The following is an 18,439-nucleotide window of genomic DNA, read 5'->3' as shown; positions in this document are numbered from 1 at the left end:
TTAATCGCTGGAATAACAATATTCTATAATAATTCGACAATAGTATTTCCTTTCAACTATCCTAAATAACATGCTGTAATACATCCCAAGGACTTTATTTCATCATAATTCCATAATGAAAAATGGATGTTTGTGAAGTAGCTTTTCTCGAAAATCAAACAAGTTGTTGGCTTAAGGGTTATATAATGTATAACGCATTTACGACACTGCTGCGCCCGTTGCATCGGTACAGAATTACTTTATTGGCGCTATTAATTTCCGGCCTTTCAGTTAATCCAGCGTTGGCAGACACACAGTATGATTCATTAATCATCCAAGCCAGGCAGGGAGATACCGCGCCGGTTCTTGACTATTTACAAAAAGAATCTAAAGCCAGGCCGCTGGATAGCAGCCAGGTTGACGACTGGCTACAAATAGCCGGTTGGGCAGGGCGTGATCAGGAGGTTATCGACGTTTATGAGAGATATCACTCCTCGATGAATATCTCTTCGCGCGGCCTGGCCTCTGCAGCACGAGCTTACCGTAATGAAAAACGTTGGGATCAAGCTCTGGCATTGTGGCAAAACAGTTTAAAGAAAGATCCTACTAACCCTGACCTTATCACCGGCATGATCCTGACTCAGGCTGATTCTGGTCGTGGCGGTGAGGCTTTACAACAGGCAAAAGACTTGGCTGAACGCAATCCCTCTGCGCAAAACTATATGACTTTGTCTTATCTGAGCCGGGCAACCAACCGCAATTATGATGCATTGCAGGCTTCCAGTGAGGCGGTGCGACTGGCACCTACATCTGAGGAAGTATTAAAAAATCACCTTGAGATCCTGCAAAGAAACCGTATTGCCGATCCTGCGTTGCAGCTCGCAAAAGAAAATCCAAAATTGGTTACTGCTGAGCAATATCGGCAACTTGAGAGAGATGCCGCCGCCGAACAAGTCCGGATGGCTGTGCTGCCAACACGCAGCGAAGCCGAGCGTTTTTACATCGCTGATCAGGCGCTGGCAGATTATCAGGATTTGTTAACCCGCTGGAGCAAAGAGCCTGAAGCACAGGCTGATTACCAGCGCGCACGTATTGACCGATTAGGGGCATTATTGGTACGGCGTAATACCGCCGAACTGATTAAAGAATATGAAAGCATGGAGGCCGAAGGCTACAAAATGCCGGACTATGCTCGTCGTTGGGCCGCTTCTGCTTATATCGATCGCCGGATGCCGGAAAAAGCCGCCCCGATCCTGACCAGTTTGTATTATGCCGATGGCAAAACATTTCGTAATAGCGATGATGTGATTGATGCCGATGATCTTTACTATTCGCTGAATGAAAGCGAACAACTGGATAAAGCGCATCAGTTTGCTAAAAACTTTAGTGAGCAAACACCTTATCAGATAGGGCTTTATGGCCTAAGCGGTAAAGAACCCAATGTTGATTGGGTCGAAGCGCAAACCTTGTATATCCAATCTCTGGTTGCACTTAATGACCTGCCGGCAGCGCAGAAAAAACTGACAGACTTATCCAGCACCGCACCGGCTAATCAGGATCTACGAATTGCCTTAGCCAGTGTTTATCTGGCCCGTGATTGGCCGCGCAAAGCGGAACAAGAACTGAAAGCGGTAGAGTCATTGGAACCACGCAGTCTTATTTTGGAGCGTGCACAAGCTGAAACTGCAATGGACTTGCAGGAATGGCATCAGATGGAGTTATTAACCGATGACGTCATTACCCGTTCTCCGGAAGATGTCCCGTCTCAGGAATTAGACCGACAACGCAAAGTGCATAACATGTATGAATTGCGGATGACAGGTACCCGAACCATTTCCTCCAATAGCCCAGTCAGTGGTAACAAAGATTATGGTATCGAAACCCTATTATACAGCCCGCCGATAGCCGAAAACTGGCGAGTGTTCGGGGGCGGCAGCTATAACAATGCGCAGTTTGAAGAAGGCACCGGCATTAACCGTGTTATGCGTTTAGGTGGTGAATGGACGGCCCGTGATGTTTGGGCTGAAGGTGAAGTGAATAACCAAAATTATGGCTTCGGTAATAAGACCGGTGCCCGTTTATCGACTTGGTACGATTTTAATGACCACTGGCGGGTGGGGGGGCAGGTCGAAAGGCTGGCTAAAGATACGCCATTACGTGCATTAAAAAATAATATCTCCGCCAACAGCGCCTCCGCTTATGTGTTCTGGAAAGCCGATGATCGGCGTGATGCTGAATTCAACGTGACACCGTCACGTTACTCTGATGGTAACAACCGTTGGGAATATGAGTTCAACGTGCGTCAGCGTATCTGGACCGGACCCTATTTGACCGCAGATTTTGATCTGGGTCTGGCAGCAAGCACCAACACTAAAGCTGACGTGATTTACTACAACCCGAAAAGGGATTTCACGTACCTGCCTGCGGTTACCTTAAATCATATTATGTATCGCCATTATAAAACTATCTGGAGCCAGCAAGTGCAACTCGGGGTGGGTGGTTATTGGGAGAAAAACTACGGTAATGGTCTGGTAACTACGGCAAGTTATGGGCAACGAGTCCAATGGAATGATGTTGTCGATACTGGAGTGGCAGTTATCTATGACAAGCGCCCCTATGATGGTGCCCGCGAGCATGATCTCTCACTCGCTTTCGATTTGAATTACCGTTTCTAAGGGAAGCTTTATGGCGAAGATATTATTTATTATCCGGATACTCGTAGTAGGAATGATAACGCTACTGGCTTCGGTCTGTTATGCAGAGAAGCCGGTTTTCGTGCCCCCGGCTGAACGTGCCTTACCGCAAAGTGAAAGAGCGTGGCAAAAAAATACTTTTGTAGTCATTGCTTATCATGACATTGAAGATGATGAGGCGGATCAGCGTTATCTGGCGGCACGCACCAGTGCATTGAGTGAACAATTTGCCTGGCTACGTGATAACCGTTACAACGTGATTTCGGTTGATCAAATTCTGGCAGCACGTGATGGCGGCGCGCCATTACCCAATAAGGCCGTTTTACTCACATTTGACGATGGCTATAGCAGCTTTTATCGCCGGGTTTACCCATTGTTAAAAGCGTATAACTGGCACGGAGTATTAGCGCCGGTAGGTACCTGGCTTGATACGCCTCCCAATAAGAATGTCGATTTTGGTGGGTTAAGTACCCCACGCGATCGCTTTGCCACCTGGAAGCAGATCACAGAAATGTCTCAATCTGGGCTGGTTGAGATTGGCGCGCACACCTACGCTTCTCACTATGGAGCGTTGGCGAACCCGCAGGGCAATACCGAGCCTGCCGCGGCCAACCTGATTTACGATGCAAAAACCAAAACCTATGAAACCGAAGCGGCTTTCAAGCAGCGGATGGAAAAAGATGTTTCTTTGATCACCGAACGTATCGTAAAGGCAACCGGTAAACAGCCGCGGGTATGGGTTTGGCCATATGGTGCCGCCAATGGCACGGTATTAAATATCCTGCGCCAGCACGGCTATCAATTGGCGATGACCCTGGAGCCGGGTATTGGCAATGTCAATGACCTGATGAATATTCCGCGGATCCTGATCAGTAATAATCCGTCACTGAAAGATTTTGCCCTTACCATCACTACCGTGCAGGAAAGTGAGATTATGCGGGTAGCGCATGTTGATTTGGATTATCTCTACGATCCAGACCCAGCACAGGAAAAGGAAAACCTCGATAAGCTGATACAGCGTATTGCTGATTTGCGGGTGACGACGGTATTCCTGCAAGCGTTTTCTGATCCAAAAGGAGACGGTAACATTCGGCAGGTTTACTTCCCAAACCGTTGGATACCAATGCGCCAAGACCTATTCAACCGGGTTGCATGGCAATTGTCGTCCCGTCCGGATGTTAAAGTCTATGCCTGGATGCCCGTACTGGCGTTTGATATGGACCCGTCTTTACCACGGATCACCCGTATTGATCCGAAAACGGGTAAAACCAGCATCGATCCAGATCAATATCGCCGCCTGTCGCCGTTCAGCCCGGAAGTTAGACAGCGCATTATCGATATTTATCGCGATATGGCCTATAGCGCGCCGATTGACGGTGTGCTCTATCACGACGATGCAGTGATGTCTGACTTTGAAGATGCCTCACCGGATGCTATCCGTGCATATGAAAAAGCGGGCTTCCCTGGCTCTATCGTGACTATTCGTCAAGATCCAGAGATGATGCAGCGCTGGACGCGTTATAAGAGTAAGTATCTGATTGATTTTACTAATGAATTGACCCGCCAGGTGCGTGATGTCCGTGGCCCGCAAGTGAAATCAGCCCGTAATATATTTGCTATGCCGATTTTAGAACCGGAAAGCGAAGCATGGTTTGCACAGAATTTTGATGATTTTCTGGCTAACTATGACTGGGTTGCCCCAATGGCAATGCCGTTAATGGAGAAAGTGCCGTTATCAGAGTCCAATGAGTGGCTATCTCAACTGGTCAATAAAGTTGCAGAGCGCCCAGGAGCACTGAATAAAACTGTATTTGAACTGCAATCGAAGGACTGGACCAAACCTGAGGGGCACAATGCCATCAGTGGCCCGATACTGGCGGGGTGGATGCGCCAGTTGCAGTTAAATGGCGCGCAAAATTTTGGTTACTATCCGGATAACTTTATCACTGGCGAACCACCGCTAAAAGATGTCCGCCCTGTGCTATCTTCTGCCTGGTATCCTTTATATGATCGATAGAATTATTGCTTTACTCATCCTGTGCCTGGTATTGAGTATCCCTGCGGGGATGATCTTGCTCTTTACCGGTGATGTACTGCTGAATTTTGTTTTCTTCTATCCACTTTTTATGTCTGGTATCTGGATAGCCGGCGGTCTCTATTTCTGGCTACGCCGGGAAAGACATTGGCCGTGGGGCGATGATGTGCCGCCACCTGAGTTGAAAGGTAACCCGTTAGTGTCTATTTTGATCCCTTGTTTTAACGAGGGGTTAAATGCGCGCGAAACCATTCATGCGGCACTGGCGCAGACTTACACCAATATTGAAGTTATCGCCATTAATGATGGCTCCAGCGATGATACTGCACAAATACTGGATGCCATGTTAGCTGAAGATCCACGTTTACGTGTTATTCACCTGGCCCATAATCAGGGTAAAGCCATCGCCCTGCGTATGGGAACCGCAGCGGCACGCAGTGAATATCTGGTATGCATTGATGGAGATGCTTTACTGGATAAAAATGCGGTGCCTTATCTGGTCGCTCCGCTGATTGCGAACCCACGCACCGGTGCGGTTACCGGTAACCCCCGTATCCGCACGCGTTCAACCTTGATTGGCCGTATTCAGGTGGGTGAGTTTTCTTCTATCATCGGGCTGATTAAACGGACTCAACGAGTCTATGGTCAAGTCTTTACCGTTTCGGGTGTGGTTGCCGCTTTTCGTCGCAGAGCATTGGCGGATGTGGGCTACTGGAGCCCGGATATGATCACGGAAGACATTGATATCAGTTGGAAACTACAGATCAGACATTGGTCGGTATTCTTTGAACCTCGCGGTTTATGCTGGATTTTGATGCCGGAAACCTTAGGGGGGTTATGGAAGCAGCGTCTGCGTTGGGCGCAGGGCGGGGCTGAAGTCTTCCTGAAGAATATGTTCAAGCTATGGCGCTGGCGTAACCGTCGGATGTGGCTGCTGTTCTTTGAGTATTCATTGTCGATCACTTGGGCGTTTACCTACCTGTTCAGTATTGTTTTGTTCCTGCTGGGGATGGTCATTACGCTGCCGCCGGGTATTCATGTACAGACGGTCTTTCCACCGGCCTTTACCGGGATGGTCTTGGCCCTGACCTGTCTGTTGCAGTTTGCTATCAGTTTGGTGATTGAACGGCGCTATGAGCCTAAATTTGGTAGCTCACTGTTTTGGATAATCTGGTATCCAATGGTCTACTGGATGCTAAGTTTGTTTACCACCGTGGTTGCATTCCCGAAAGTGATGCTTAATACCAAGCGTAAACGTGCGCGTTGGGTAAGCCCGGATCGTGGCATAGGGAGGGTTAAACCATGAATGCGCCCCTTATTCATACCGAGCAGCGACTAATACCCCGCTGGATTGACATTATTATCACGGCGTTAGCCTGGTTCGGTTTTATCTTCCTGTTTGTGAAGGGGTTTTTAGATGTGATCGACAGGGCACCGAACATGGGGCCTATTCCGTTTAGACTCTATATTCTGGGTGGCCTGACCACCATTGCTTTGTATGCGGCAATTGCTGTATTTAATGCTCTGGTGCTGATTGTTTGGGCTAAATACAATCAGGTTCGTTTTCAGGTTGAACGTCGTGGGCACCGGGCTCATCTGGATGATGATGAACTGGCGAATAGTATGGAAATGTCGAACAATATGATCGCCCAGCTCAAGGCAGGCTCCTGCCTCACGTTATACAACGATGAACATGGGCAGCTACTGGAAGTTAAAGAGGGGCTGCAACTCCCCATTGTCGCGCCGGTCGTCAATTTACGCCGGGGGTGATGGGTAATCACCTTTGAATACCTGATAGCAAGTTATCCTGTGCTTGTATCGGGTATTCAGGCTTCGGCCTCTGTTATTTGATATATTCCCTTGTCGGGTGAATTTTGCAAAACTCCGCTTTTTTATCCCCCGCTACTTGATAGACTGCTACGATTTAGCCGAAATTATCGCGAGCTATAATCATTGAGTATCGTGATAATTTAGATTTCTCTGACAACGGCATTTAAAGGGAGCATACCGTGAAACAAAACCATTTTGGACAAATTATCGGGGCAGAACTGCCGCATTGGCAACCTGCGCAACAACCTCAGCGGGAAATTCTACCTGGCCACTTTTGCTATCTGGCTCCAGTTAATGCAGATAAACACGAAGCGTCGTTATATCAGGCGTATCATATGGTTAAAGATCCACATGACTGGACTTATTTTTATTGTGAACGTCCTGATAATGAAGGTGATTTTCATCAATATCTCCAATCGTTAATCAACGCCAAAGAGGCGTTCCACTACACGGTAGTTGATGCGCAATCGGACCTTGCATTGGGGACGGTTGGTTTACAACGAATTGATGAGATAAATGGTGTTATTGAGATAGGCTCAGTTAATTGGTCACCGCGCTTAAAACGTCACTCGGCGGGAACTGAAGCCATATATTTATTATTGCATTATATATTCGACAAATTAGGCTATCGCCGTTGTGAGTGGAAGTGTGATTCATTGAATGAGCCATCAAACTCAGCCGCATCACGATTTGGTTTTCAGTATGAAGGTCAATTTCGGCAGGCCATTGTGACTAAAGGGCGCAATAGAGATACCAATTGGTATTCCATTACTGACCGCGAATGGCCATTAATTAAACAGGCATTTAACGATTGGCTGACTATAGAAAACTTTGATAACCAAGGTCGGCAAAAAGTACGCTTACAGGATTTAAGAATCAGTCGCTAGTGATCGTCGGGTTAACGATGTTTAACACTATTTCATTGTTTTAATTTATTATTGTTAATTCTCGCCTTTGCTTAAAACATCAATAAAAAGGGTAAAGGTCAAATAGTGAAACACGTTTAATGCAGAGAGTAAAACAGGGCTTAATAGTATAGCGTGCGGCGAAAAATAATTAGAGCGAAACGTAATTAAATAAAAAAATCTATATTTTTTTGCATTTTGAGACGGCGAAACTTAAGAGTGTCATTATACTGTAATCATCTGGCGGTATTTTTCACAGGGTGTTGAGCTTAGGCTGTTGTTTATCACTGCGAGGAGCGCTAATGGTTGAGGCCATGATTGGGCTGTTAAGACAAAACAAAATTTTCACTCAGACGACTCGTTGTTCCGAGGGCTCCCGCAACGACGCTGATTTTCCAACCATACTGTTATTATCAACCCCTGATGTCTTATTGTTCCCAGTCTTGATTTCACGTAATAACCCCCTTGCGATACGGTTCTCACCCCAGCTCTTAGAGAGCTTAGGTGCTCAGGTATTCGCATTTTTCATTGGCTCTATTGGCTGCGAAGGAAGCCAAAACCTCATCCGTATGTGAAACATAATCGCGCAGGCAATTTCTGCTGCGGTAGGTGAAACAAACTGTAAGGTGCCACTATGGGAAGACAAAAAGCAGTGATCAAAGCTCGTCGTGAAGCGAAACGTGTCATTAGACGTGATTCACGTAGCCATCGTCAGCGCGAGGAAGAAAATGTGACATCGTTAATACAAATGGGCGGTGTTGAAACAATAGGTATGGCACGGGATAGCCGTGATACCTCCGTTATTCAGGCGCGTACGGAAGCTCAAGGTCATTACTTATTAGCCATAGACAGTAAACAACTCATCTTCGCTACCGGTGAAGCCGGGTGTGGTAAAACCTTTATCAGCGCGGCCAAGGCCGCTGAAGCATTAATTCACAAAGAAGTTGATCGGATAATTGTGACGCGACCTGTGCTACAGGCAGATGAGGACCTGGGGTTTCTACCCGGAGATATCTCTGAGAAATTTGCGCCTTATTTCCGCCCGGTGTATGACATTCTGCTGCGTCGGCTCGGTTCTTCTTTCATGCAATATTGTTTGCGACCGGAGATTGGCAAAGTAGAGATCGCGCCTTTTGCGTACATGCGTGGGCGTACCTTTGAGAATGCGGTGGTGATCCTCGATGAGGCCCAAAATGTGACCGCTAGCCAAATGAAGATGTTTTTGACCCGTCTCGGTGAAAATGTCACGGTCATTGTTAATGGTGATATTACCCAATGCGACCTTCCGCGTGGTGTGAAATCTGGTCTCTGCGACGCACTGGAGCGTTTTTCTGAGGATGAAATGATTGGTATTATCCGCTTTGATAAACAGGACTGTGTCCGCTCAGCGCTCTGTCAGCGCACCCTAAATGCCTATTCATAACTCAATGTTATGAATGGATGACCCGATGAAAAAGGGCAAGCGTTTGAAGCGCTCGCCCTTTGCTATTTATGCAGAATAGGGTTGATAGCCGCTACAGCATAATGGTCATCATATAAGCCGCGAACAGTGCCAAATGGGCGGTACCATTAAGTACGTTGGTTCTGCCGGTGGAGAATGAGATTTGTGACAGAATTAATACGCTGACCATCACCACGATGTGTGGCGCTTCCAAACCAAAGTTCAGCTCCTGCCCGGTCAGTACTGCAATCAATGTTACCGCAGGAACAGTCAGTGAAATGGTCGCCAACACTGAACCGAAGAACAGGTTCATGGCCCGCTGTACCTGATTTGCCAGCACGGCTTTTAAAGCACCTAACCCTTCAGGGGAGAGGATAAGCAGGGCTATCAGGAAACCGGTAAATTTAGCCGGTGCATTTAATTCCGTCAGCAATGCTTCCAATGGATTGGCATCAAATTTAGTGACCGCAATGACCGCAATCAGATGAATCAACAACCAAAATGTGTGCCATAAGCTACTGTGAGATGATGGTTTCCCGTGGTGAGGATCACTTGGGTCATCACCTTCATCTTCATGTTCATAAACAAATAAACTCTGGTGCGTTTTGGTTTGAATCAGCAGGAAAACGCCGTACATCGCGGCTGAAATTGCCGCCACGACCAGAGACTGAGTCACGCTGAAGTTACCGTCGGGCAGTGTGCTGGGCAACACCAACACAATTATTGCTAACGGAAAGATAGCCATCAGATATTGTTTAATACCGACCAGATTGACGTGCTGGGTAGCAAATTTACGGCCACCGAGCAGCAAGGAAACACCGACCAACCCCCCAATAACAATCATAATGATTGAGTAGAGCGTGTCGCGCATCAGAGCGGGTGCGGCATCACCGGTTGCCATCATTGCTGAGATAAGGCTGACCTCGAGCACCACGACCGACAGGCTGAGAATAAGTGAACCATAGGGTTCACCCAGACGGTGCGCCAACACGTCAGCATGACGTACGACACTGAAAGCACTGCTCAGGATACCCACCAACGCAATCAGGTTGATAATGATAACAGCAGAAAAATTGCTGGTATTGCCCCAAATATTAAGAATAACCAGCGCAATGATAGGCAGGATAAGGGAGTATTCGTGATGGCGAGATTTAGATCGGCCAGGATCATTTTGCGACTTCATTTCGAGAACGCTCCTAATAGCTTTACTGTATTAAACGGGCATTAGAGCCATTTAACGGTAATTAAGTGCCATATTGTAGGCTAAGTAGCTTTAAGACTAACAAATAACAGGGAATTGTTGCAGAAAATTTACAAGATTTTAATGGGGGAAAAGTAAAAACAGAGCTATAAAAATAGACATGATAAAGTAATACCTATTGATTTTATAGATATTAATTGATTCTAGTCGTCAATGTTGGCCATCAATTCATTTCGCATATAGGGATGATTTTTTTCATCTAGCCCTTCGTGGCAGTAGGGAATAGCGTCAGTACCCGATGAATGGATGGATTGCACATTGCAGTCCGATGGAAATGCATTCTTAAGCGCAGCATCGTAATCAAGGCGATAGCCAACAAGGGGATCACCCATGACGACATCATGGCATAAGCAGCAACCAATCAGACTGCTGACAAACCCCGATGACTCGATGTTAGGCGGTGAGGATAGGCAGAAGAGTAAAGCGTCCGCGCCATGGGTTTATGGCGTCTTTACGATCTGCCTGTGCTCTCCGTGGTGAGCACTTGGTCAATAACCTCAATATACCGATTTTTGGGATACTGACCCCAAAATGGGCGTCTAACGACAAAATGATATATTAAAAAGTAATTAAATATAGCTGACTTTATTTACCCACGCTGATCTCAATCAAATCGATAAAATCCCACCCTTAGCTATCAATTTGATAATAATGGTTATTTTTGTTTTTTACTCTCAATGTAGTGAGTTGTGTATGTCATAAGCTTTACTTAGCACAAAAAAACATAAGCAACGTTTTTTTTGTATTTGTTAGCCGGCATTTTCCCCCGTAAATCTATATATCAATTAGAATTAAACGAAAAGGGGCTAAGTGTGAATTTCCAGCAGCTTAAAATTATTCGGGAATCAGCCCGTTGCAATTACAACCTGACCGAAGTGGCCAATACATTGTTTACTTCGCAATCAGGTGTCAGCCGGCATATCCGTGAACTGGAAGAAGAGTTGGGTATTGAGATATTCATTCGACGGGGCAAGCGGTTGCTGGGAATGACCGAACCGGGTAAAGAATTACTGACGGTGGCAGAACGCATGTTAAATGATGCCAATCAAATCCGCCGTCTGGCTGATGTGTTCAGCAATAATGATAGCGGACAGCTACATATCGCGACCACACATACTCAAGCCCGTTACAGTTTACCTCGGGTAATTAAAGAATTTCGCCTGCTGTACCCGCAGGTTAAACTGGTTATCAGTCAGGGAAACCCACAAGAAATTGCGGCCATGTTGCAGTCTGGTGAAGCGGATATCGGTATTGCCACTGAGTTATTGATGAGTGACCAGTCTGTCGCTGCATTTCCTTATTATCGTTGGCACCATGCAATTGTGGTACCTGAAAATCATCCACTGACGCAAGAACCCAATATCACGCTTGAAATACTGAGTACGCTGCCCTTAATCACCTATCGTCAGGGGATTACTGGCCGCTCACGTTTGGACAATGCTTTCAAAAATGCAGGTTTGACACCCGACATTGCGCTCAGTGCACAAGACTCTGATGTGATTAAAACTTATGTCGAATTGGGGATGGGAGTCGGTATTTTGGCGGATATGTCTTATGAATCTCATCGCGATAAGGGGCTGGTTCGCCTGAATGCAGAGCATTTATTTGATGCCAATACCGTTTGGCTCGGACTCAAACGAGGTCAGTTACAACGTAACTTTATCTGGTTCTTTATTCAGTTGTGTAATCCAACACTTTCTCTGCATGATATTAAAGAGAAAGTGTTGGCAGAGGCAGTAGATGAGATAGCGATTGATTATCAGATTTAACCTGTAATAAGGTGCTGATTGATGCTTTTGACGGAAAAAGTCAGTCAAGGTCATCATTATCGGGGGTAAATCGCACTCGAACTTCGGTCCCTCCGTCTTCCCGTTGTCGGATGTCACAATGGCCATTCAGGCTATTGGCTCGATCCTGCATAATGATCAGACCGTAATGATTCGGCCGCTCACTGGCCTGACCAATCCCACAGCCATTATCGATAATAGACATGACGACATCACCTTGATCGACTGCCACTTTCACCTCGGCTTTACTGGCATGGGCGTGCTTATAGATATTATTCAGTGCTTCGCGGGCAATGTTGACCATATGAATGGCCTGGTGATCAGGAACACAATCTGACGGTAAATTAAAATCAAGGGTAATGGGCAAACTGGCCCGTTCACTGAATTCATTTACCAGTGTTTGGAGTGCCGCCTGTAATGTCGCTGCATCCAGTTTCAGGCGAAAGGTCGTCAGTAGTTCACGTAGCTGGCGGTAAGCGATGTTAAGTTCATCGCGCATTTGCTGTACCAAGAGCTTACTGGGTTCTGGCATGTCCGGAGCCTGCATCTGCAGGCAACTGATTTGTATTTTTAGACAGGAAAGAGACTGAGCGATGGAGTCATGCAGCTCCCGTGCAATGGCTGAGCGCTCTTCCATTAACAGCAATTGCTGCTGATGTCTGGCCTGGCTTTCCAGTGCCAAGGTGCTACTCAGTTGCTCGACCAACATATTAACCAGTTGTTGTTGATCTGAGTTGAGTGGTTTATCCGTGGGTAGCTTCGCCAGTAATAACCCATATTGACCTAGCTTATCACTCAGACTCCAACTCAAAGATCCCCGTGAGGTGGAGCGACTGACACCACTAGATGAGTCGCTAATGGTTAATTGTGCCGGGCGATTTTGCGGCGGTAAATATTCGCCATTCACATTGTCAGTGAGATGAGCACGATAAAGATGATTTTCATACAAACAAATCTGTACATTTTCCAACGGTGTCAGCGTTTGTAATTGCTCAATAATCGGGATCAAGCGTTCACTCAATGGTTGGTGGGTATGCAGTTGACGGCTGCTGTGATAAAGGAAGGCTAACACTTGGTTTTTCTGTTGTAAATCAGCGGTTTTCTGTGCGACACGTTGTTCTAAATTACTGTATATCAACGAAAGTTCCTGTGACATTCGATTCAATGCGGTACCGAGCATCCCCATTTCATCCCGTTGATATGACAACGTATAGCGTTTACTGAAATCACCGCGACCAATCGCATTAGCCATGGAGATTAATTGCAGCCATGGGCGCAATAAACGGCGACGCAAATAATAGATGGTGGCCAACAGCAGACCCAATGTCAGCACAATGAAGACCAGTTGAATCAGGGTAACCAGCAGCAAACGTTGCTCAGTTTTATGGTCAATGGCTAAGACAAGTGCATCAAGCTGGTGGACAAAATTTGCCACACTGGCGGCAACAACGTCATCAGGATGCTGGGCTTGCAGTAACTGTGGTTTTAAGGTGTTTTGCCAATAGCGTTCTATTTGTTGGTATTGGCTGGTCAAGCCTTCGCGCTGTAGTGCATGTTGTAAGTCGCGGCTGGTTTTGTCCTGTTCCAGCGCCACCATATAGGGCAACTCACTGTTATTCAAGGGGACCATTGAAAGCAGCCGGTAGCTTTGCATGCGCAGTGAACCGGCTTTATTGATAGCATGTGCATTACCCTGAATACTTTGTGCCATCCATGATGAAATAGTCATGCCAGCTAGCCCCAGAATACCCAGTAGTATCATCAGTAAAGAGATCTGATTAACTAATGGGATTAGGTAACGTTTCATATAATAGGATCCCTTTGACCAATAAACGCGGCAACCTTACCGTTTTTAATGTTGAAATGTTAGCGTTAATGGGACTTCATACCGGCCGCAGTCATCATCATACGAAACAGCATGGAAACAGCCAATAACGTCAATACGCTAGCGCACCAGATTAAGAACATCCAACCGACTTTCTGCCACCATGGGGATTTTACCGGTTCAGACGGTGGGGACGCCGATGGTGATGTAACCAGCTTCTTGGCATTAATATCATTTTCACTCATATAAGTTCCGCCCAGACAAACTACAGCATCAATTATCAGTAAACATCAGGGCAGGTGAACCTACCCGTGATAGTAATCAGTCGCTCAGTGATAGCCCTGATCATGATTAATTTTCCCTCTGAATACGTAGTAGCTCCAGAAGGTATAAACCAGAATAATGGGGATAATAAAGAGTGCGCCGACTAGCATAAATCCCAAGCTCTGTGGGGGGGCTGCCGCTTGCCATAAGGTAATGGAGGGCGGAACAAGATAAGGCCAGATGCTAATACCCAAGCCGCTATACCCCAGGAATATCAGTAATAGCGTCAGTAAGAAGGGAGCATAATGCCCGCCATGATTGACCGCGCGAAGTAAGGCCCAGCTCGCCAGTAGCACCAATATAGGTACTGGCAGGAACCAAAACAGATTCGGCAAGCTGAACCAGCGCGCAGCAATTTGTGGATGTGAAACCGGTGTCCATAGACTAATGGTGGCAATAACTAACAGCATCACCCAGGTTAGTGGTGTTGCCAACCGGTGCATCACCTGCTGCACATGACCCTCTGTTTTCATAATAAGCCAGGTACAACCGAGTAGTGCATAGGCAGTGACCAAACCTAAGCCACAAAACAGGGCAAACGGGGTAAACCAGTCAAACGGGCCGCCACTATAACTGCGCCCCATGACCGGGAAACCGTGAATAAAGGCTCCAACCACCATACCTTGCGTAAAAGTGGCTATCAGCGAACCGCCAATAAAGGCTTTATCCCAGATATGCTGTTTTTCCTGGCTGGCTTTAAAGCGGAACTCAAATGCGACGCCACGGAAAATCAAACCCAACAGCATCAGTGTTAGAGGAATTGCCAGTGCATCCAGAATAACAGCGTAAGCCAACGGGAAAGCACCCAGTAGGGCGGCTCCGCCAAGGACCAACCAGGTTTCGTTACCATCCCACACCGGAGCAACGCTGTTCATCATTAAATCCCGGTCACGGCTATTTTTTACCAATGGAAACAGGATCCCGATACCTAAATCAAAACCGTCCATAACCACATACATCATGGTGCTGAACACAATAATGACAAACCAAATCAATGGAAGATCAATACCCATAATTAACTCCTGCCTTGGCTGGTGTCAGTATTAAATGGCTCACTGACTGCCGACAGCGGCCGTGATGGCGTATTGGGCTGCCCCGGACCGCCTTTATCTTGCCGAGTGCCTTCATGGACTTTAGGCCCGGTGCGGATAAGCCGCATCATGTAAGCGTAACCCACACCAAATACCGAGCCATATACCACAATAAAGACCAGCAGACTGATGCTCATATGTATTTCACCATGAGACGAAACGGCATCACTGGTGCGTTGCAGGCCATAGACAATCCATGGCTGGCGGCCGACTTCAGTCGTAAACCAACCCGCCAGAATGGCAATCAGGCCCGATGGCCCCATCCATAAAACGAAATAAAGGAAGGGCCGTGACTGATATAGGTTGCCACGCCAACGTAGCCATAAGCTCCAGAAACCAGCCAAAATCATCAACATGCCTAATCCGACCATGATGCGGAAAGACCAGAAAACAATGGTTGAGTTAGGCCGGTCTTCTGGTGGGAATGATTTCAACGCCGGGATCTGTTTCTCCAGACTATGAGTGAGGATCAAGCTGCCTAAATAAGGAATTTTCACAGCAAAATGGGTTTTCTCCTGTTTCATATCTGGCCACCCAAACAGAATCAGTGGTGTGGGTTCCCCAGGGATATTTTCCCAATGCCCTTCAATAGCAGCAATTTTAGCCGGTTGATATTCCAACGTATTCAAGCCATGAGCATCACCGATAACGGCCTGAAGTGGGGCGATAATTAATGCCATCCACATCGCCATTGACAGCATTTTTCTCATCGCGGGAGTATCGCGCTTGCGCAGTAAATGCCAAGCGGCAGAGGCACCAACAAAGAATGCCGATGCCAGGAAGGCCGCCGTTGACATATGCAGCAACCGGTAGGGGAAGGACGGGTTAAATATCACTTTCAGCCAGTCAACCGGTACTACTTGTCCGTTAATGACCTCAAATCCTTGGGGGGTTTGCATCCAGCTATTGGAGGCGAGGATCCAGAAAGTGGACATCAAGGTACCTAACGCCACCATGCAGGTCGCAAAGAAATGCAAACCGGGCCCGACGCGGTTCCAGCCAAATAGCATGACTCCCAGGAAACCGGCCTCAAGGAAGAATGCCGTCAGAACTTCATAGGTCAGTAACGGGCCGGTGATACTGCCGGCAAATTCGGAGAAAAAGCTCCAGTTAGTGCCAAATTGGTAGGCCATGACCAGACCGGAAACGACACCCATACCAAAGTTGACAGCAAATATTTTCGACCAGAAATGGTAAAGATCGCGATAATCCTCATTTTTGGTTTTTAGCCATAAACCTTCCAGTACGGCGAGAAAACTGGCCAACCCAATAGTGATGGACGGGAAGATAATATGGAATGAAATGGTGAATGCGAATTGGATTCTGGCCAACTCGAGAGCGGTTAAGCCAAACATAGCGACCTCGCTGCAAACATGGTCCTGCCTCATCAATCGATAAAATGAATCACGCCGATATTGGTTACTCTGATGATAGGTAGCGGCAACTGGCGATTATTTCGGGGAGCAAACTTGGCAGTTAGTTAACCATAAGTTAAAGTGGCTATAATAGTGACAATTAATTCAATTTTACCTATAACAGTTGGCCTATGACACGATATGAACAGTTAGCTCAACAAATCCGGGCGCAAATACAATCCAAGGTCTGGCAGGCGGGTGACAAGCTGCCTTCGTTGCGGGAAAGTTGTAAACAATCAGGATTAAGCCTGATGACGGTAGTGCAGTCTTATCAGCTACTGGAAAGTCAGGGATGGATCGTGGCACGGCCACAGTCGGGATATTATGTTGCTTCGCGCCCGACACAATTGCCCCAACCGCAACGAGGGAAAAAACTGCATCTGGATGAGCAGGTAGACATTAATACCTTTATTTTTGATGTACTACAGGCGGGAAAAGATCCGGCAATAATGCCATTTGGCTCGGCCTTTCCTGACCCCAGTTTACTGTTACAGCCCCGATTATCGCGCGCTCTGGCCAGTGTGGCGCGCAAAATATCGCCACAGAGTTCAGTCACTAACTTGCCACCGGGTAACGAAAGTTTACGGCGCAATATTGCCCAACGTTATGCCATCAGCGGAATGAATGTTTCACCAGAAGAAATTGTTATTACGGCTGGAGCGATGGAATCACTTAGCCTCAGCTTGCAGGCGGTGACACAGCCCGGAGATTGGGTGGTTATTGAATCGCCCGCATTTTACGGTGCATTACAGGCGATAGAGCGTTTGCGGTTAAAAGCCATCGCGATTACCACTCACCCACAATACGGCATAGACCTCGATGCCCTTGAGCAGGTGATCAATCAATACCCCATCAAAGCTTGCTGGCTGATGACTCATTGTCAGAATCCGTTAGGTTGCACTATGTCTTGGCCGCAGAAAAAACGGCTGGTGGCTCTGCTGAAACAGAATAATGTCTCGTTGATTGAAGATGATGTTTATGGTGAGTTGTACTTCGGTGCTGAGCGGCCGTTGCCAGCCAAAGCACTCGATCAGCATCGGCAAATTCTGCATTGTTCCTCTTTTTCTAAATGCCTGGCTCCAGGGTTCCGGGTGGGGTGGGTTGCAGCAGGGGAACATGCGCAGCGGATCCAACATTTACAGTTGATGAGCACAGTTTCAGCCAGTGTACCGACACAATTGGCCATTGCGGATTATCTCACTCAGGGAGGATACGATACTCATCTTCGCCGTTTACGTCGCTTAATGGAACAGCGGTTGAATAGCTTGCGGCAGGCGGTTGTCGAGCACTTTCCCAAAAATGTCAAAATCAGCCACCCTGAGGGGGGCTATTTCTTGTGGCTGGAATTGGAGCCGCCATTCAATACCCGCGAGCTATATCGGCGTGCCTTGGAGCAGGGGGTCAGTATTGCTCCGGGGCGAATGTTTACTACCGGCAATCAGTTTGATCACTGTTTTCGCCTCAACGCTTCGTTTGCCTGGTCGGAACAAAGTGAAAAGGCAATTCGTATTCTGGCACAACTGATTAACCAACTAAGCAGCGGAACAGATAACAGCCGCTCTCGCCGATAGCATGCCTATCTCTCCTCATTGAGTCTTTTTATCTGGCTGCAGAAAATGGAGCCAGATCAGTATGATCCTCGGTTGACATTTTCGCTATATCCCCCCTCCCGCAGTGCATAAACGGCTTAATCCTTTTCGTAATCCCCTGTTAGTCGGTAGGAGAAATGCACTTAATTGATGCATTCACTGCGCGTTTATAGGGCAATACAAACCTTGGTTGTTGTTTTTATGTTGCAAAAATGTGATCTTGCAGAGCAAAAATCAAATTTGGTATCAAATGCATATAATTTC

The 18,439-nt window shown here is 47.0% G+C and carries 14 protein-coding genes; 8 read left to right on the top strand and 6 right to left on the bottom strand.

What is annotated here, in order from left to right:
• The first annotated feature begins 185 nt into the window (after positions 1 to 185).
• The 6 genes from pgaA (at position 186) to phoH (ending at position 8,865) form a co-directional block, all read left to right on the top strand.
• Positions 186 to 2,654, top strand: coding sequence for a poly-beta-1,6 N-acetyl-D-glucosamine export porin PgaA (gene pgaA, locus AEP37_RS09965; protein ID WP_049612887.1), 2,469 nt, complete (start codon positions 186 to 188; stop codon positions 2,652 to 2,654).
• A 10-nt stretch (positions 2,655 to 2,664) separates the two neighbouring features.
• Positions 2,665 to 4,689, top strand: coding sequence for a poly-beta-1,6-N-acetyl-D-glucosamine N-deacetylase PgaB (gene pgaB, locus AEP37_RS09960; RefSeq protein ID WP_049612885.1), 2,025 nt, complete (start codon positions 2,665 to 2,667; stop codon positions 4,687 to 4,689).
• Positions 4,679 to 6,013 carry a poly-beta-1,6-N-acetyl-D-glucosamine synthase gene (gene pgaC, locus AEP37_RS09955; protein ID WP_049612883.1) on the top strand — a complete coding sequence of 445 codons (1,335 nt, stop codon included), beginning with the start codon at positions 4,679 to 4,681 and terminating at the stop codon, positions 6,011 to 6,013. Before pgaB ends, pgaC begins: the two co-directional genes overlap by 11 nt.
• Positions 6,010 to 6,477, top strand: a complete 468-nt coding sequence (gene pgaD, locus AEP37_RS09950) for a poly-beta-1,6-N-acetyl-D-glucosamine biosynthesis protein PgaD (RefSeq protein ID WP_049612881.1) — start codon at positions 6,010 to 6,012, stop codon at positions 6,475 to 6,477. The genes pgaC and pgaD overlap by 4 nt, the downstream gene beginning before the upstream one ends.
• A gap of 239 nt (positions 6,478 to 6,716) precedes the next feature.
• Positions 6,717 to 7,424 carry a GNAT family N-acetyltransferase gene (locus AEP37_RS09945; RefSeq protein WP_049612880.1) on the top strand — a complete coding sequence of 236 codons (708 nt, stop codon included), beginning with the start codon at positions 6,717 to 6,719 and terminating at the stop codon, positions 7,422 to 7,424.
• Between the two features lie 652 nt (positions 7,425 to 8,076).
• A complete protein-coding gene (gene phoH / locus AEP37_RS09935) occupies positions 8,077 to 8,865 on the top strand; it encodes a phosphate starvation-inducible protein PhoH (protein WP_049612876.1) in 789 nt (262 codons plus the stop codon).
• A 91-nt stretch (positions 8,866 to 8,956) separates the two neighbouring features.
• On the opposite strand, the gene chaA is transcribed toward phoH, so the two are convergent.
• Positions 8,957 to 10,066 (bottom strand): sodium-potassium/proton antiporter ChaA, encoded by a 1,110-nt coding sequence (gene chaA / locus AEP37_RS09930; protein ID WP_049612874.1) that lies wholly within the window; start codon positions 10,064 to 10,066, stop codon positions 8,957 to 8,959.
• A gap of 221 nt (positions 10,067 to 10,287) precedes the next feature.
• A complete protein-coding gene (locus AEP37_RS09925; RefSeq protein ID WP_049612872.1) occupies positions 10,288 to 10,476 on the bottom strand; it encodes a hypothetical protein in 189 nt (62 codons plus the stop codon).
• A 480-nt stretch (positions 10,477 to 10,956) separates the two neighbouring features.
• Here AEP37_RS09925 and cbl point away from each other — a divergent pair, with 480 nt between their 5' ends.
• Positions 10,957 to 11,913, top strand: coding sequence for an HTH-type transcriptional regulator Cbl (cbl, locus tag AEP37_RS09920; RefSeq protein ID WP_049612871.1), 957 nt, complete (start codon positions 10,957 to 10,959; stop codon positions 11,911 to 11,913).
• A gap of 40 nt (positions 11,914 to 11,953) precedes the next feature.
• Here the strand turns inward: cbl and narX are convergent, their stop codons facing one another.
• The 4 genes from narX to AEP37_RS09900 all read right to left on the bottom strand — a co-directional run bounded on the left by narX (position 11,954) and on the right by AEP37_RS09900 (position 16,526).
• Positions 11,954 to 13,738: a nitrate/nitrite two-component system sensor histidine kinase NarX gene (narX, locus tag AEP37_RS09915; RefSeq protein ID WP_049612869.1), complete on the bottom strand. Its 1,785-nt coding sequence runs from the start codon at positions 13,736 to 13,738 to the stop codon at positions 11,954 to 11,956.
• A 65-nt stretch (positions 13,739 to 13,803) separates the two neighbouring features.
• Positions 13,804 to 13,971 (bottom strand): DUF2474 domain-containing protein, encoded by a 168-nt coding sequence (locus AEP37_RS09910; protein ID WP_082170759.1) that lies wholly within the window; start codon positions 13,969 to 13,971, stop codon positions 13,804 to 13,806.
• A 114-nt stretch (positions 13,972 to 14,085) separates the two neighbouring features.
• The gene (gene cydB, locus AEP37_RS09905) at positions 14,086 to 15,093 is read right to left on the bottom strand and encodes a cytochrome d ubiquinol oxidase subunit II (RefSeq protein ID WP_049612865.1); all 1,008 of its coding nucleotides are present in this window, start codon (positions 15,091 to 15,093) and stop codon (positions 14,086 to 14,088) included.
• Between the two features lie 2 nt (positions 15,094 to 15,095).
• Positions 15,096 to 16,526, bottom strand: coding sequence for a cytochrome ubiquinol oxidase subunit I (locus AEP37_RS09900; RefSeq protein ID WP_049612863.1), 1,431 nt, complete (start codon positions 16,524 to 16,526; stop codon positions 15,096 to 15,098).
• A 191-nt stretch (positions 16,527 to 16,717) separates the two neighbouring features.
• Between AEP37_RS09900 and AEP37_RS09895 the strand changes: the two genes are divergently transcribed.
• Positions 16,718 to 18,157, top strand: coding sequence for an aminotransferase-like domain-containing protein (locus AEP37_RS09895; protein WP_049612861.1), 1,440 nt, complete (start codon positions 16,718 to 16,720; stop codon positions 18,155 to 18,157).
• Positions 18,158 to 18,439: the final 282 nt, after the last annotated feature.

This window comes from Yersinia pekkanenii (assembly GCF_001152565.1).
Classification (GTDB): domain Bacteria; phylum Pseudomonadota; class Gammaproteobacteria; order Enterobacterales; family Enterobacteriaceae; genus Yersinia; species Yersinia pekkanenii.
The sequence above is the reverse complement of the archived record's forward strand: the minus strand, read 5'-3'. Positions and strand labels throughout refer to the sequence as shown.

What these genes read in the sequence shown, in the direction of transcription:
- cydB (WP_049612865.1), bottom strand. Translation starts at nt 15,093, where the DNA reads ATGGGTATTGATCTTCCATTGATTTGGTTTGTCATTATTGTGTTCAGC.
- pgaC (WP_049612883.1), top strand. Translation starts at nt 4,679, where the DNA reads ATGATCGATAGAATTATTGCTTTACTCATCCTGTGCCTGGTATTGAGT.
- AEP37_RS09900 (WP_049612863.1), bottom strand. Translation starts at nt 16,526, where the DNA reads ATGTTTGGCTTAACCGCTCTCGAGTTGGCCAGAATCCAATTCGCATTC.
- AEP37_RS09925 (WP_049612872.1), bottom strand. Translation starts at nt 10,476, where the DNA reads ATGGGTGATCCCCTTGTTGGCTATCGCCTTGATTACGATGCTGCGCTT.
- pgaD (WP_049612881.1), top strand. Translation starts at nt 6,010, where the DNA reads ATGAATGCGCCCCTTATTCATACCGAGCAGCGACTAATACCCCGCTGG.
- narX (WP_049612869.1), bottom strand. Translation starts at nt 13,738, where the DNA reads ATGAAACGTTACCTAATCCCATTAGTTAATCAGATCTCTTTACTGATG.
- chaA (WP_049612874.1), bottom strand. Translation starts at nt 10,066, where the DNA reads ATGAAGTCGCAAAATGATCCTGGCCGATCTAAATCTCGCCATCACGAA.
- phoH (WP_049612876.1), top strand. Translation starts at nt 8,077, where the DNA reads ATGGGAAGACAAAAAGCAGTGATCAAAGCTCGTCGTGAAGCGAAACGT.
- pgaB (WP_049612885.1), top strand. Translation starts at nt 2,665, where the DNA reads ATGGCGAAGATATTATTTATTATCCGGATACTCGTAGTAGGAATGATA.
- AEP37_RS09895 (WP_049612861.1), top strand. Translation starts at nt 16,718, where the DNA reads ATGACACGATATGAACAGTTAGCTCAACAAATCCGGGCGCAAATACAA.
- pgaA (WP_049612887.1), top strand. Translation starts at nt 186, where the DNA reads ATGTATAACGCATTTACGACACTGCTGCGCCCGTTGCATCGGTACAGA.